This window comes from Myxococcales bacterium, assembly GCA_016706225.1.
Taxonomy (GTDB): domain Bacteria; phylum Myxococcota_A; class Polyangia; order Polyangiales; family Polyangiaceae; genus JADJKB01.
Map to the genome: position 1 here is coordinate 146,623 of JADJKB010000025.1, position 15,199 is coordinate 161,821.

The window sequence follows — 15,199 nt, forward strand, 5'->3', positions numbered from 1 at the left end:
GAGCGCCGCGATTCGGGCTAAGTTGGCCGGCGGAACTCGAGCCCGGGGATCGGACGATGAGCACAGGACAGCGGGTCGCACGACGGTTGTGGGTCGGTTCGCCGTTGCTCGTGGTCTTGGCTTGTGGTGGTGAGACCGGCGCTGGCAAGACGGGCAGCGGTGGCGCGACGAGCGGCGGCAGCGGCGGCTCGACGAGCGGTGGGTGGCGGCGGGTCGGCCGGGGGCGGCGGCGGTGCGCTCGGCAGTGTGAGTTGTGGCAGTGTCTCCAACCCCACACAAGAGTGCGCGGCTCCGGAGTACTGCTGCGCCTCGAGTTGTGTGAAGGCCGGTGTGCCGTGCACCGGGTTTGCGTTTCACTGCGACGACGCTGCGGACTGTCCCGGCGCGTTTTGTTGTGTCACCAAGTTGTCGATGCTGGACGGGAGCTTCAATCAGGTTGCTCAGTGCCAGCAGACGTGTGACTCCGACGCGCAGCTCATCGTGTGCCACCCCCCGGATGGCGGCTGCCCCACTGGCATGACCTGTCAGATCACCGCAACACTTCCTCCCGAGTACGGATACTGCTGCCCATCGGGCGCGCCGTGCAGCGCGACCTGAGGGATGACTACGGCCAGACGGGCGGTTGTGGCTGCGAACGACGCCGCCCTGAGACTCGCGATCGGGTTTCGTTGAACGGCCGGGCTTTCCGTCTCGCTCGGATCCACGTTAGATGGGCCGGTGACGAACCACCGCGCGATGCTGGTCGGCCTGGTCGCCGGCGCGGCCGGAGGCCTGGCGGTCAATGCCTTCGCGCGAGACGCGCGTTGGGTTGCGCTCTTCACCGACTACACGGCGGTGCCAGTGGGGCAGATCTTTCTCCGGCTCCTGTTCATGCTGATCATTCCGATCCTGTTCTCCGCGCTGGTGCTTGGTGTGGCCGATCTGGACATGCAGCACCTGGGCCGGCTCGGCGGACGCATGATGGGCTACACGATCGTGGTGTCGGCCATCGCCGTGACCATCGGCATCACGCTGGTGAACGTCATCGGTCCCGGGCGCGGAGTCTCCACCGAGGGGCTCGATCTCGGCGCGCAGATCGCCTCGCTGAAGGCCGCCGGCGCTCCGACCGACACGTCGCCGGTGGCGCTGCTGGTGAACCTCATCCCGTCCAACGTCGTCGCCGCCGCAGCGAACGGCGACATGCTCGCGGTCATCGCGTTCTCGCTGATCTTTGGCGCCGGTCTGGCGCTCACCAAGACCGAGGGCGCTGAGCGGCTCAAGGAGGCCATCAGCGGTCTGTTCGACGTGAGCATGCGCATCATCAACGGGGTCTTGCGGCTAGCGCCGCTCGGCGTCGCCGCGTTGATGTTCACTGCTACGTCTCGCCTCGGGCTCGACTTGCTGCGCATCATCGCGCTCTACGTGGTCGTGGTGCTGCTCGGTCTCGGCCTCCACATGTTCGTGGTGTACTCGATCAGCGTGCGGTTCTTCGGCGGCATGAAGCCGCTCCATTTCTTTCGCTCCATTCGCCTGGCCATGGTCACCGCTTTCTCGACGGCATCCAGCAACGCGTCGCTGCCCGCGGCGCTCGAAGTGGCGGAACACAACCTGAAGTTGCCCCGACACGTCAGCCGCTTCGTGCTGACGGCGGGCAGCAGCATGAATCAGAACGGCACGGCCCTGTTCGAGGGTGTCACGGTGCTCTTCCTGGCGCAGGTGTACGGCGTGCCGCTCAGCTTCGGTCAACAGGTGCTGGTGGTCGGGGTCTGCATCTTGGCGGGCATCGGCACGGCGGGTGTGCCGGCCGGCTCGCTGCCCGTGATCATGATGATCCTCGGCATGCTGAGGATCCCGGTCGAGGGCATCGGCTTGATCTTGGGCGTCGACCGCTTCCTCGACATGTGCCGCACCACGCTGAACGTGACGGGAGATCTGGCGGCGGCGGTGTACGTCGCCAAGGGTGAGGTCGAACCGGCAACGTGACGGCTGGTCCGCCGGGGTACTGGTCCGCCAGCGAAATTTCTCAAGTCGGGAGCGTGTACCGCGCCCCGAGCAGCGGCGGCGGCGCCGAGCTCGTGCATGCCACGCCCGGCTCGGTGGAAGGCATCGCGGCCGACTCCGAGAGTGTGTTCTGGGTCATGCGGCAGTCGCCCGGAGAATCCCTGCGTGGCGCGGTCTTCGGCAGTGGTCCGAAAGCGCTGCTGGAGTCCAACCCGTTTTCGGTCATGGGAGTGGCGATCGATGCCAACGCTGTTTTTTTCACCAGCATCGAGGCCGACGGCAGCGGGAGCGTGCGGAAGCTCTACCGGCGCTGAGCCGCCCGCGTGGCGCCGTCTCTGGAATGCATGCTCACGGTCGAGACGTTTGGTCACTTCATGGAGCAGCTGCGCCCGGCGGGTTTGGTCTGGGGCCCGACGCTGCTGTTCCTCGTCATCGTCGGCAGCATGCTCGACGTGGTCCACCTCGAAGGTGACCACACGAGCTACCTGGTTCTGGCGCCGTACCCGACGCTCGGTCTTGTGCACGGCGGCGGGGAAGAAGGCGCATTCCGGCGCGCCCACCCGGGGCTAGCCGAACCCTGGTGGTCGAGGGGTGACTATCTGACGTTGTTCGAGCTCACCGACGGCTGAGGGAGTGAGTCGGGTCCCCCACTCGCTGCGCTCGCGGACATGCTGAATCACGGGCGCGTGCGAGGCGAGCCCCGCCGCCGGTGCGCGGCGCGAGCAGAACCCCGCAGCCGTGGCCGTCTCTGCGAAAACCGCAGCCGCAGCCCGGACCGCGCTGCCGCGAGCGGTGACAGTCGCCCAAGCTCGATTGCGCCAGAAAAGCGGTGCGGCCCTCATCCCTCCGTCGCCGGTCACGGAGCGGTGGTCGAGAAGGGCCTGCTCAAGCCCGGCTAGGTGATGTAGAAGGGCGTCGGCCAGGCTAGACGCCGCGGAGCGCCCGCTGCTCGGCGCCCAACCGAGAACCCGAGCGCGACTGGCGCAGGAATTCGCCAAACAGGCCGAAGGACCACAAGGAGACGGCATGACCACCCAAACGTCGAAGATCATCTGGACGCAAATCGACGAGGCGCCCGCGCTCGCGACCTACTCGCTCCTGCCCATCGTGCAGGGCTTCGTGAAGGGCACCGGAGTCGAGGTCGAGACCCGCGACATCTCCTTGGCGGGACGCATTCTCGCCAACTTCCCGGACAAGCTGAAGCCGGAGCAGAAAGTCCCCGACTGCTTGGCGCAGCTTGGTGAGCTCAGCAAGACCCCCGAAGCGAACATCATCAAGCTGCCCAACATCTCGGCCTCCATCCCGCAGCTGAAGGCGGCGATCGCGGAGCTTCGGGCTCACGGATACGACGTGCCCGAGTATCCCGAAGCGCCCAAAGACGACGCCGAGAAGGCCGTCCAGACCCGCTACGCGAAGTGCCTGGGCAGTGCCGTGAACCCGGTGCTTCGCGAGGGCAACTCGGACCGCCGCCCGCCACCTGCGGTGAAGGCGTTCTCGAAGAAACACCCGCACAGGCTCGGCGCGTGGAAACCGGAGTCAAAGTCTCACGTCGCCCACATGAGTGAGGGCGATTGGTTCGGCAACGAGACTTCAATCACCCTCGCCGAAGCGCTCGACTACCGCATCGAGCTCGTCGAAGCGTCGGGCAAAGTGACGGTCCTGAAGCAGAAGGCCCCGCTCCTCGGCGGCGAGATCATCGACTCGAGCAAGATGAGCGTGAAGGCGCTCCGCAAGTTTTATGCGGACGAGATCGCCGATGCCAAGGCGCAGGGGGTCCTGCTCTCGCTCCACCTCAAGGCGACCATGATGAAGGTCTCCGATCCCGTGCTGTTCGGCCACGCGGTCAGCGTCTTCTTCGCCGACGTCTTCGACAAACATGCGGCCGCGCTCCAGGAGGCCGGGGTGAATCCCAACCTCGGGCTTGGCGACCTCTACAAGAAGATCCAGATCTTGCCCGCGGAAAAGCGCGGCGAGATCGAGGCCGACATTCAGGCGGTCTACCCCGAGCGTCCGGCGCTCGCGATGGTCGACTCTGACAAGGGCATCACCAACTTGCACGCCCCGAACGACATCATCGTGGATGCCTCGATGCCGGTCGTGGTGCGGGACTCGGGCTGTATGTGGGGACCGGACGGGAAACTCGCCGAGACCAAGGCGATGATCCCTGACCGGAGTTATGCCGGCATCTACCGAGAGATCCTCGATGACTGCCGGCGCAATGGCGCGTTCGACCCGGCCACCATGGGTGACGTCCCCAACGTCGGGCTGATGGCCCAGCAGGCCGAGGAGTACGGTTCGCACGACAAGACCTTCGTTGCGTCGGCCGCGGGCAGCATCCGTGTGGTGAACGACGCCACCGGTGCGACGCTGCTCGAGCAGAGCGTCGAGACGGGCGATCTCTTCCGCATGTGCCAGACCAAGGACGTGCCCGTCCGCGACTGGGTCAAGCTCGCCGTCTCGCGCGCCCGCGCCACCGGCTCACCGGCAGTCTTCTGGCTCGACAAACAGCGCGCTCACGACCGACAAGTGATCGCCAAAGTGGAGAAGTACCTCTCCGAGCACGACACGAACGGGCTCACGCTGAAGATCCTGGAGCCGGTCGAGGCCATGAAGTACTCGCTCGAGCGCATCCGCAAGGGGCAGGACACGGTCTCGGTCACCGGCAACGTGCTCCGCGACTACCTGACCGATCTCTTCCCGATCCTCGAGATCGGCACCTCCGCCAAGATGCTCTCCATCGTGCCCCTGCTCGCGGGTGGGGGTCTGTTCGAGACCGGCGCCGGCGGCTCGGCTCCCAAACACGTCCAGCAGTTCCAGAGTGAGGGCTACTTGCGCTGGGACTCACTGGGAGAGTTCTCTGCGCTGGGCGCGTCGCTCGAGCACATCGCGGCGACGACCAAGAACGCGAAGGCCGCCGTGCTCTCCGAGGCGCTCGACCAGGCCATCGCCAAGTTCCTGGACAACAACAAGTCGCCGGCACGCAAGGTGGGCCAGATCGACAACCGCGGCAGCCACTTCTATCTGGCCATGTACTGGGCCGAGGCGCTGGCCGCGCAGTCCAAGGACGCGGCGCTCAAGGATCGCTTCGCCCCGGTGGCCAAGGTGCTGAAGGACAGCGAGGAGAAGATCAACTCCGAGCTCGTCGGCGCCCAGGGCAAGCCCGTCGACATGGGCGGCTACTACCAGCCGGATCCGGTCAAGACCGGCAACGCCATGCGTCCGAGTCCCACCCTCAACGCGATCATCGACGGCATCGCGTAAGACCGCGCGCAGAGCCTGAAGCTGAGTCGCCTCCGACCACGAGCAGAGGATCGAGCTACACGGTGCGCCCGGTCCGCTTCCGCGCCGGGCGCACCACGAGCACGACCGCCAAGAGCACGAGGCCCGTTCCGATCAGCGTAGACGAGCGGAGCGGCTCACCGCCCACCGACCAGCCGAGGGTGAGCGCGATTGCCGGGGTGACATAGGCAATCAAGCCCAGCTTGTGCGCGTCGGCGTAGCGCAAGAGCCAGAAGTAGACACCGAAGGTCACGGCGGTACCCGCCACCGCGAGGTAGACGACACTGCCGACAGCCGCGGCGGTCCAGCGCGGTGAAGCGTCGCGTTCCAGGGTCAGCGCGAGGCCCGAGAGCACCGCCGCCCCGACGAACATCGCGTTTCTGTTGGTCAGGACGGAGCTGGTCCCGGCGCCGTACTTCTTGATCACGGTCGTCCCCACCACGGAGACGACAGGGCTCACGAACAGCAGCAGAGCCGCGGAGGTTGCACCAGCCCCCAGGGCTCGGACGTCGTTCTGAAAGAGCACAAAGAGCCCGGCAAATCCCAGGAGGATGCCCATCCAAGTTCCGGAGCGCAGACGCTCGCTGGGGAGGAACCAGTGTGCCGAGAGGGCCATCAAGATGGGAAACACGCCCCACAGCACGGCGACCAGACCCGACGGCAGGCGGGTCTCGCAGAAGTACACGATGCCGTAGGAGGTGCCGAAGTTCAGCAGGCCCGACGCGAGCCACAGCCAGGCGCGCGGCCGCGCTCCTCCCTCGCGACGGGCAAGAGGTCGCGCGACGACCGACATGAGCGCGGCTGCGAGCCAGAAGCGGGCGGCCGCCGAGGTGAAGGGCGGCAGATCGTGGAGCCCGCCGCGGATCACCAACCAGGTGCTGCCCCAGATGGCGCACAGCAGCGCCACGAGCACGCCGGTGAGCCAACGATTGGGAGCTGCCATGCGCGCTGCGCCGCCGCCGGCAGCCTATCACCAAGGCTGCTGGCATGGCCACGCCCCCGTGATCTGATTCACTTCACCGCGCGCACCACGATCGGCGTCGGACCCCCGATGTGTTTCGCGAGCTCAGCCAGCTTGTAGCTGAGCTCGGCCCGCCAGATGGCCCGGTGGGTCGTGCTGCCGATCTTGCCGTAGTTGTTGATCGGCTCCTGAGAGTGGGACGCGAGTGAACCAGAGACGTCCGTTGCGATCACCTTCAGGGGTTTCGAGAGCTCGAAGCTCGAGCCGGCGACCCGCGCGATCCTCAGCTCGAACACTCGACCAATGTCGTGTTTGGAGAATGCCGTGAACGCGTCGGCGCAGTCCGGACACGCCATCAGCGCCTGTTTGTACGCGGGGTTGCACTTCAGCTGATAGATGAACTGCCGCGCCATCACGTCGGACGTGGCCGTGCGGCTGTAGTGGGTCGCGACCGCAGGCGTGAAGTCGCTCACGTTGAAATAGCGCCACTTGTCCAAGTTGGTGCTGAACCCGGCGAACAGGCTCTGGTTCGCCCCCGCCTTCCGGGTGTAGCTCTGCCCGCCCACGCTGATCTGCGGCAAGAAGCTGTAGAGCTGGTGGTAGTCGTCGTTGGACAGTGTCGCCGGAAGGATCTCGAATTTCACCTGGTCCACGAAGCTAGGCTGCATCGTCGAGGTCCCCGTCCAGAGCTCGGCCTCGCTGGCCGGGAATCCCTGCGCGGCGAAGAACTCATCGTAGTCCTTGCGCGCACTGGCATCGGTCCCGTTGAAACAACAGCCGGTCGAACAGCTGAGGCCGCTGTACACGGACAGATCCGGCAGTGGAGCGCCTTTGCCGCCGCCTGCGCCGCTCGCACCACCGCCACCGCTCGCACCGCCTGCGCCTCCCGAGCCGCTCGCACCGCCTGCGCCCCCGGAACCGCTCGAGCCGCCGGTGCCGCTCGGCACACAATCTGTGCATGCGCCCCACGCGCCGCTGGGCCCGCACTCCTGGAAGCCGGTCTCACCGGGTGCGCAGTCGCAGAGCCGATTCTCGCCGGCGACGCAGCCCGAGGCGCCGCCGCTGCCACCGGTTGCCGCGGCTCCGCTTCCGCCGGAAGCCACCGCGCCTCCGCTGCCGCCCGCGGTAGCGTCATCGTCAGTGCCACTGCAGGCCGTCACAAGCAGCGAAAGACAAACGATGCTCAGTGTTCGCGAGCTCCACACTCTGTGCTCGAAGTAGTTTCTCGGGGTCATGATCCTCCGCCTCGTTCGAGGTCTGCGCCCAGGCTGAGCGCTGCCGCACCGCGGTGCAAGCGCGTACGTGCGAAGTGGTCAGTGCGGTCAATGGACTGGCCGCCAGGGTCAACGCGGAGACGATGCTGCGACCGAGCGGCGAATCAGTCCGCGTCGAAGCGCGCCCCGTGCAGCGCGTCGCGCTCGACGGTTTGTTTGTCCTTGTCCAGCAAACAGCAGCCGACCGCCAGACAATCGAGCTCCGTGCCCATGAAACAACGGAACGCCTCTTCGGGTGTTCGAACGATGGGCTCACCTCGCACGTTGAAGCTCGTGTTGACCAGGATCGGGCACGACGTGCGCTGCTCGAATGCCTGAAGCAGTCGGCGAAATCGCGGCTCCGCGTCAGCCCCCACGCTCTGGATGCGCGCTGAGCCGTCCACGTGAGTCACGGCGGGGATCTGCCCGAGCCGCGAGGCCGCGACTTTCGCCACGAGCAACATGTATGGGCTGTCGCCCGCGAGGTCGAACCACTCTGCGGTGCGCTCGCACAAGACCGCCGGCGCGAAGGGGCGAAACGACTCCCTCAGCTTGATCTTCGCGTTGAGGGTGTCCTTGGCGTCCGGGCGGCGCGGATCACAAAGGATGGATCTGGCGCCCAACGCCCGCGGTCCGAACTCCATTCTGCCTTGGAACCAACCCAGGGCCGCGCCGTCATCGAGCCGCGCCGCACACGCCAGCACGAGGGCCTCCTCGTCGAGGACCTCGAAACACGCGCCCACTGCTCGCAGGCGAGCTTCGATCTCGTCTTGGGAGTACGCGGGGCCCAAGAGAGCTCCGCCCATGCCGTCCGTGACCCCATCACACGCGCGTGCGCCGCCCATCCCATGGTACGCGGTCAGTGCCGCACCGAGTGCACCCCCCGCGTCCCCGGCGGCGGGTTGGATGAAGAGCGAGCGAAACGGACCCCTGCGCAACAGCTTGCCGTTCGCAACGCAGTTGAGCGCGACACCACCGGCCAGGCACAGGCTATCCAGCCCGGTCTCGCGCTGGGCGGCCCGGGCCAGGCGCAGCACGGCCTCGTCGACGACGGCCTGGACCGACGCCGCGAGATCGGCGTCGCGCTCCCGCAGTGGGTCTTCGGGTTTGCGAGGTGGGCCGCCGAACAGGCGGTGGAACGACTCGTTCGTCATGCTGAGGCCCGTGCAGTAGTCGAAGTAGCGAAGGTTCAGGCGAAACGAGCCGTCATCCTTCAGGTCGATCAGATGCTCGTAGATGAGCTCTGCGTACTTGGGGGTTCCCGAAGGCGCGAGCCCCATGAGTTTGTACTCGCCCGAGTTGACCCGGAACCCAGCGTAGGCGGTGAACGCGCTGTACAGGAGCCCGAGCGAATGTGGGAAGTGGATCTCGTGGGTCAGAGACAGCTGGTTGCCGCGTCCTGCGCCCAGCGTGGTCGTCGCCCACTCGCCGACGCCATCCATGGTCAGCACGGCCGCTTCTTCGAAGGGCGACACGAAGAAAGCGCTGGCCGCGTGGCTCCGGTGGTGCTCGGCGAACAGAAGACGGCTCGGGTCGAAGCCCTCGTCGATTTCCCGCAGACGCGAGCTCAGCTCCTGTTTTTGAAACAGCTTGTCGCGCAGCCAGACGGGGAGAGCGGCGCGAAAAGAGCCGAAACCACGGGGAGCGAACTGAAGGTACGTCTCCAGCAGCCGCTCGAACCTGATGAACGGTTTCTCGTAGAATGCCACGTGTTCGACGTCGCGGAGCCGAGTGCCGGAATGCTCGAGCACCCAACGGATGGACTGCTCCGGAAAGCAAGCGTCGTGTCTCTTGCGCGTGAACCGCTCTTCTTGCACGGCCGCCAGGACTCGACCGTCGACAACGAGAGCGGCAGCGCTGTCGTGATAGAAAGCAGAGATCCCGAGGGCGCGCACGCTGTCCCCTTCAGAATATGGTGTAGATGAACGGGCCTGCCGCGGTGGTCTCGGCGAGAAACGTGAGCACCGCCAGCAAGCCGAAGATCACCAGCATGGGCAGGAGCCAGAACTTCTTGCGCATGCGCAGGAATCCCCAGAAGTCCTTGATGAACTCGAGCATGAGTCAGTACGGCTTTCGCAGGTCGACGGCCAGCGGGCCGCGGTCGGGTCGCTTCAGCCAGTAACTCGGCACTTGGGCCCGAAACAGACCCCCCATCGTGTCGCGCCCGAGCCGCCGCGCTACCCAGCCGATTGGCGTCAGCACCAAAAAGAACAGGACACACAGCGTCACCTGCTGCACGACGAAGCCGATGGCGTGGCCGATGGCGCGAACCGCGCGATTGATCGGCCGGAGCAAGCTCGGGCGAGCCAACGCGAGGACGAGCACGAGGCCGCCGACGCCGAGTAGCCAGGCTCGGACAGCTTGCCCCCGGAGGCGCGGCGCCAGCGCGAGCACGCTCAGCACGAGCGCGAGCGTGGCCCCGGAGGCGCGATCCGAGGGCAGCTTTCGGCGGTCCGGCACGGCGGAGCAATGGTCCGTCGTGCCCACCGCGGATGTCAAATGCCGCACTCCACGCACCGACCGAGCGCCGGGCGTCCGCGGGGGCAATGTCCCGCCGCGCCGCGCCGAGGCCGTCTACACTGGCGTGTCCTGCCATGGGATTCGCCACGAACCCAGCCGCGAAGCGTGTTGCTCTGGCGGCGTACGCGCTGGTCGTCTGCGGCTTGATCGTCTACCTCGGGCGCAAGGTGTGGCAGCGCGCGCAGTACTCGACGGCGACCCGCGCACTCGTCACACCCTGCACGCCGGACCCCTTCGCCCTCGGCGATGCGACCCGCTACCACCACGTCAACTCTCCCTGTGATCGTTTTGTCGACCAGAAGTTCATCGTAAACGGCTCGGTGTCATCTTCGGAATACCAGGTGGACATCGCGATCAACTCCCTCGGCTTCCGGAACGACGAATACACCGTCCAGAAGCCCGCGGGCGTCACCCGCGTGGTTTTGTTGGGCGACTCGTTCGTGTACGGGTTGGGAGTGCGTCACGAGGAGACCTTCTACGAGCGCCTAGAGACCAAGCTCAACGCCGCGGGCAGTCGCAAGTACGAGGTCTGGAACGTGGCCGCTGTCTCGTGGGCGAGCTACGTCCAGCTTCGGATCGTGGAGCAACAGCTGCCGGGATTCTCGCCAGATCTGCTGGTCTTGTTCTTCGACGACTCGGATTTCTACGACAACGAGGTCTACCGCAGGCTCGAGGGGCCGGGCGGGAACTTTCGCGGCGACGGAGACATGGAGGAGTTCTGGAAGCTCCGAGAGCAGGTCATCGCGCAGGCGTGGAGGCACAACGCAGACGGCGGAGTTGCGGACGCCCGAGACGCAGGCGCGGACGGCGCGGCGAGTTTTCCATCCTTCGCGGAGCTGCGTGCGCGGAGCGCAGGGGACATCGAGGCCATGGCGGCCAAGCTGCGCGCCTCGAGCGTGCCCTTCCTGGTCGTGACCTACCCCTATCCAGGCTTCACCGAGCAGTACCAGAAGGAGGAGTTACGCCCGCTGTACGCCCGCCTCGAAGCCCAAGCGATCGCCCACATCAGCCTCTACGACCTGTTCCCCGTCGACACGCACTCGCGCTTCTACTTCAAGGGCAATCGCCACTGGAATGCCGCTGGGAGTCAGCGCGTGGCGGATGCCTTGGAGCTCGTGCTCCGTGAGCGGTACCCGGCGCTCTTTCCGCCGCCCGGGAGCGAGCCCGATGTCCCCTGAGACTCGGCGCCGCGCTCTACTCGTATTCTTCTCGCTGCTCGTCGCGTGGGGCGCGGGCGAGCTCGTCGTGGCGCAGCGAGTTCCGCGTTACGTGAGCCAGGTCAATCGTCTGGTGCGCACACCCGGGGCTGGCCTCGGGGAGCTGCTCCCGGCGAGTCCGATCCCGTACCGGCTGGAACGCATGCGCGTCGAGGGGGATGCTCTCCGACTCGACACGGCGGACGGCCCCCGGCACTTCTCACTGAAGCGGTCGGACCGCGTCCGGGTGGTTGCGCTGGGCGACTCCCTCACCGAGCTGTGGAACCTCGCGGGTTATCACAACTGGGTGGACGACCTCGGGACTCTGGCGAAGGTCGAGGCCGTTCCGGTCGGAGTCGGGGGTTACAACACCGCGCACGAGGTCGCGTACCTGACCGCAGACTTGTCGGGGCTCGAAGCGGACGTCCTCCTGTTGCAGATGTGCCCCAACGACGCCGAGGTGCTGTATCTCCACGACCGGGAGAGCAATGGCGCAATGCCAAAGCTCGCCGTCTGCCCCACGCCCAACGTCTTCGAAGTCCTGAAGACTCACGGCTCGAGCGAGGACCAGCACTGGTCGCGCTACGAAGCCATCAGCTTCGATTGCCGCGAGCGCACGTTCGGTCGCTTCGCGGGGAGCCGTGTGCTGTGGACCATCGATCACGCGCTGAAGCGTCCGGACCGCGACGACGTGTATGGCACGCGGCTGGTCGAGGCGACCCCGGACCAGCGCCGCGGCCTCGCGCAGCTCGCGGCGCACGCCTCGGGCAAGGGCATGCGGCTGATGGCCGTGCTTTTTCCGTTCTTCGCCGAGCGACCCCAGATCGAGCTCGAGCTCTTCCGACGCCTGCTGTCCGAGGCGAAGATCCCGTTTCTCGATCTGACTCCCGCGTTCCAGCGCGACCGCACGCTCGACGCCTGGAGGCTCACGAAGCCGGACCCTTACCACCCGAACGCCGAGGGGCACGCACGGGCAGCTCAGGCCGTGAGCGAGCGTCTGCATGAGCTCGGGTGGCTACAGCGGTGAGCGAAGCGCGTCGCGCATCGCGATCGGTTCGGACAGCGCGTGCGCTACGGCACGAGGCCAGTCAGCGCGTAGGCGAAGGCGGCGCCGAAGTCCGGTGAGCCTCCGTCCGCCGAGGCGCCGTCATTCAGCGGCGCACCAACTACGAGCCTGGACCCCGAGATGGCGAGCCCGCTGCCAAAAGTGTCCCCGGCCGCTGCGGCGGGCGGTTTGACGTAGGCCTTTTGAGACCAAACGCCACCGCTGCGCGAAAATACGTACGCTGCTCCCGTGTTGGCGCTGCCGTCGTTCGGTGCGGCGCCAATGCCGGTGCCAATGCCATCCTCCTGAATGGCTCCCACCGCCAAGGCGTCGCCGTCGAGCGCAACACGCAAACCGAACCAATCGTCGACGCCGGTGTTCGAAGCCTTGATGTAAGCCTGCTGACTCCACGTCGTGCCGGTCCGGAGCATGACGTAGACGGCGCCGCTGTCCGTTGCTGCGTTGTTACTCTGGTTGCCGCCGATCCCCACGGAGCTGCTGTCTTCGGCGTAACCGCCGATCGCCAGGCTGTCGCCACTGAGGGACAGCGCTTGGCCGAAGCGATCGTCCGAGCCCGGGTTGCTGGCCTTGAGGTATTCCTCTTGCGCCCAGGCTGCCCCGCTGCGTCGATACACATAGACTGCGCCGCTCGCCGAGAGTGTGTTGTCGTTCTGATTGCCGCCGGGGCCCGCAGCCGCGCTGTCCTCTCGATACGCGCCGACTGCCAGCGTGTCCCCGTCGATGTCGAGGGCTGCACCGAACCAATCATCAGCGCCTGTGTTGGAAGCCTTGACGTAAGCCTGTTGGCTCCAGGTGGTGCCTGCGCGCACGAACACGTATGCAGCGCCGCTGTTCGCAGCGGCAGTTCCCGTTTGACTACCTCCGACTCCGACGGCCTCGCTGTCCTCCAGGTATGCGCCGACCGCCAGCGTGTCACTGCTGATCGCGACGGCGATGCCGAACCCATCGCTCTGCTCGGCGTTCGATGCCTTGACGTACGCCTCCTGGGTCCACGTGCTCCCGGAGCGGCGAAACACATAGGCCGCTCCGCTATCGGGCGCGCCGTTGTCGTCCGATCCTCCAACCCCCTTGGTGCTTCCGTCCTCAGCGTAGGCGCCGACAACCAGCGTATCGCCATCCAGATCGATGGCGCTGCCGAACTTGTCGCCGGCGCCCGTGTTGACGCCGGTGACGGTCTGCTCGTGCTTCAGAGCGCCTCCGCTGCACCGGTACACGTAGACGGCCCCACCGCTCGAGAGCTCCGGGGCTCCGATCGCCAGTGTGTCGCCGGAAAGCGCCACGACGTGGCCGAAGCGCGAGCTTGTTACCGGCGACGGAGCTACGAGCGTGGTGAGCACGGCGGGGTTTGGGCTAGCCCAACAGTCGAGCGCCGCCGCGTCCTCGCCGACGGCATCCGTCGAACCGTCTGACCCGGAGTCGGAACCCGCGGCGCCATCGAGGGATGCGTCGGAGCCGGCGTCGCTGCCGGCGGCTCCACCGCTCCCGGCACTGCCGCCCGTGGCGCTGCCGCCGGCTCCGCCTGTGCCCCCTCCGCCGCTGACTCCGCCCGTGCCTCCGCCGCTGATCCCGCCGCTCCCTCCGCCGCCGCTGACTCCGCCTGCGCCCCCGCCACCGATTCCACCGCCAGCGCCGCCGCTACTACCGCCTGTGCCCCCGCCGCTGGTGCCGCCTGTGCCACACGCACAGGGTCCGTAGCCTTTGCCGTCGGGGTTACATTTTTCGAACCCCGCCAGGGCACCACAAGAGCACGCGCGTTGATCGCCGGGACCACAGACCTTGCCCGCGTCCGGATCGACGAGTTGCGAGGTCGAGGTGCTCGAGCAAGCGACGAACAAGAGCGCCAAAATCGCACCCCAGCCTGGATTCCCCATGCGGGCATCATGCCACGAAAGCGCAGGGCTACCTCATCGATCCACGCAGGAAGAGCGCGCGCCTCCGCGCGCGGGGGATGCCATCGGGTCGGTAGGCGCTCGGGCGCCGTAGATGTCGCGACTCGGACCAGCGCCGAGGGCCGCAACTCTCAGTTGATCAGCGCGGCGCTCGCGGAGCTCGGCGACTGAACGGCGCCGCGAGAAGCATCCGCCGGTCGCGGCGCGGCGAGAGCCGAGCAGAGCGCCCTCATCAGCAAATATTCCCCCGCGCTGCCCGCTCGCCCATGAGTTCGTTGCCAGCATCAGCACCGACGTCGACCCATCGCGCTCGGCGCGATGCTAGGCTCGTGGGGTGGCCGGGTTGGATACGAACCGTGGGGTTCGGGCGCTCGAACTGGCGCTCGGCCTTGCCTGTATGGCGTGCGCTGGTGGCGAGGAAGACCTTTTGCCCGCCGCAGGCACTGGCGGAGGCCCGGCTGATGCCAGCTCCGACCTGGTCACCGTCGAAGACTCCGCGTGGGGCGTGGGCGGCAGCGCCTCCGACGCAGCCGGGAGCGGAGGGAGCGCGGGTGGAGGGGGAAGCTCGAGCGGCGGGGGAACTTCGAGCGACGGCGGCCTAGTCGCCGAGTACCTGCACCCGGGGCGCACCTACGACGAAGAGAGCGCGTACGTGAAGTGGAGCGGCTACGTCGAGTTCGTTCCGCTAGCGCACAAGGATGGCACGAGCTTGCCACCGAGCGAGGGTGGCGGAAGTTGCGCCTCGGGGTGCACCGAGCAGGTGACCAAGATCTCCGACGGCGCCTCGGTCTGGGGACTCTTCAAAGGTGTCACGAGCATCAACGTGCAGCTCGCGTCGACGAGCGAGGCCGGCGTCGGAACCGGTGTCTTCGAGGCCTGCAATCAGAGCGTGGGCAGCTACCCGCTCAGCGCACCCGGCTCGGGGCAGCCAGGGTTCAACAACTTCCCCGCCACGGCCTGGAGCGTTCCGACGCAGGGCGAGTGTGTCTGGAAGGTCACCGCCAAAGGTGGGTTCGTCTACTTCCGCGCGGTAACCGTCACTCCGTGAGACAGGG

Annotated in this window: 14 protein-coding genes; 8 read left to right on the forward strand and 6 right to left on the reverse strand. The window is 66.9% G+C overall.

The window, feature by feature from the left end; all coding sequences use genetic code 11:
- Window positions 1–159: 159 nt before the first annotated feature.
- The 5 genes from IPI67_39235 (at window position 160) to IPI67_39255 (ending at window position 5,241) form a co-directional block, all read left to right on the forward strand.
- Entirely contained in the window at window positions 160–597 is a 438-nt protein-coding gene (locus IPI67_39235; GenBank protein MBK7586207.1) for a hypothetical protein, read from the forward strand.
- 120 nt (window positions 598–717) lie between these two features.
- Window positions 718–1,962 (forward strand): dicarboxylate/amino acid:cation symporter, encoded by a 1,245-nt coding sequence (locus IPI67_39240; protein MBK7586208.1) that lies wholly within the window; start codon window positions 718–720, stop codon window positions 1,960–1,962.
- Window positions 1,959–2,294: a hypothetical protein gene (locus IPI67_39245; protein MBK7586209.1), complete on the forward strand. Its 336-nt coding sequence runs from the start codon at window positions 1,959–1,961 to the stop codon at window positions 2,292–2,294. The genes IPI67_39240 and IPI67_39245 overlap by 4 nt, the downstream gene beginning before the upstream one ends.
- Before the next feature lie 30 nt (window positions 2,295–2,324).
- Window positions 2,325–2,609 carry a hypothetical protein gene (locus IPI67_39250; protein ID MBK7586210.1) on the forward strand — a complete coding sequence of 95 codons (285 nt, stop codon included), beginning with the start codon at window positions 2,325–2,327 and terminating at the stop codon, window positions 2,607–2,609.
- Window positions 2,610–3,006: 397 nt separating this feature from the next.
- Window positions 3,007–5,241 carry an NADP-dependent isocitrate dehydrogenase gene (locus IPI67_39255; GenBank protein MBK7586211.1) on the forward strand — a complete coding sequence of 745 codons (2,235 nt, stop codon included), beginning with the start codon at window positions 3,007–3,009 and terminating at the stop codon, window positions 5,239–5,241.
- A 55-nt stretch (window positions 5,242–5,296) separates the two neighbouring features.
- Here IPI67_39255 and IPI67_39260 read toward each other — a convergent pair whose 3' ends face one another.
- The 5 genes from IPI67_39260 to IPI67_39280 form a co-directional block, all read right to left on the reverse strand.
- The gene (locus tag IPI67_39260; protein MBK7586212.1) at window positions 5,297–6,202 is read right to left on the reverse strand and encodes an EamA family transporter; all 906 of its coding nucleotides are present in this window, start codon (window positions 6,200–6,202) and stop codon (window positions 5,297–5,299) included.
- A 68-nt stretch (window positions 6,203–6,270) separates the two neighbouring features.
- A complete protein-coding gene (locus IPI67_39265) occupies window positions 6,271–7,455 on the reverse strand; it encodes a hypothetical protein (GenBank protein MBK7586213.1) in 1,185 nt (394 codons plus the stop codon).
- Window positions 7,456–7,598: 143 nt separating this feature from the next.
- On the reverse strand, window positions 7,599–9,368 hold the full coding sequence (locus tag IPI67_39270) for a carbamoyltransferase (protein MBK7586214.1): 1,770 nt from the start codon (window positions 9,366–9,368) through the stop codon (window positions 7,599–7,601).
- A gap of 10 nt (window positions 9,369–9,378) precedes the next feature.
- A complete protein-coding gene (locus tag IPI67_39275) occupies window positions 9,379–9,531 on the reverse strand; it encodes a hypothetical protein (protein ID MBK7586215.1) in 153 nt (50 codons plus the stop codon).
- 3 nt (window positions 9,532–9,534) lie between these two features.
- A complete protein-coding gene (locus tag IPI67_39280; GenBank protein ID MBK7586216.1) occupies window positions 9,535–9,933 on the reverse strand; it encodes a hypothetical protein in 399 nt (132 codons plus the stop codon).
- 134 nt (window positions 9,934–10,067) lie between these two features.
- Here IPI67_39280 and IPI67_39285 point away from each other — a divergent pair, with 134 nt between their 5' ends.
- Entirely contained in the window at window positions 10,068–11,171 is a 1,104-nt protein-coding gene (locus IPI67_39285) for an SGNH/GDSL hydrolase family protein (protein ID MBK7586217.1), read from the forward strand.
- Window positions 11,161–12,216 carry an SGNH/GDSL hydrolase family protein gene (locus IPI67_39290; GenBank protein MBK7586218.1) on the forward strand — a complete coding sequence of 352 codons (1,056 nt, stop codon included), beginning with the start codon at window positions 11,161–11,163 and terminating at the stop codon, window positions 12,214–12,216. The genes IPI67_39285 and IPI67_39290 overlap by 11 nt, the downstream gene beginning before the upstream one ends.
- Window positions 12,217–12,260: 44 nt before the next feature.
- Here IPI67_39290 and IPI67_39295 read toward each other — a convergent pair whose 3' ends face one another.
- Complete coding sequence (locus IPI67_39295; GenBank protein MBK7586219.1) at window positions 12,261–14,126, reverse strand: FG-GAP repeat protein; 1,866 nt, start codon at window positions 14,124–14,126, stop codon at window positions 12,261–12,263.
- 352 nt (window positions 14,127–14,478) lie between these two features.
- Between IPI67_39295 and IPI67_39300 the strand changes: the two genes are divergently transcribed.
- Complete coding sequence (locus IPI67_39300; protein MBK7586220.1) at window positions 14,479–15,192, forward strand: hypothetical protein; 714 nt, start codon at window positions 14,479–14,481, stop codon at window positions 15,190–15,192.
- The last annotated feature ends 7 nt before the right edge of the window (window positions 15,193–15,199 follow it).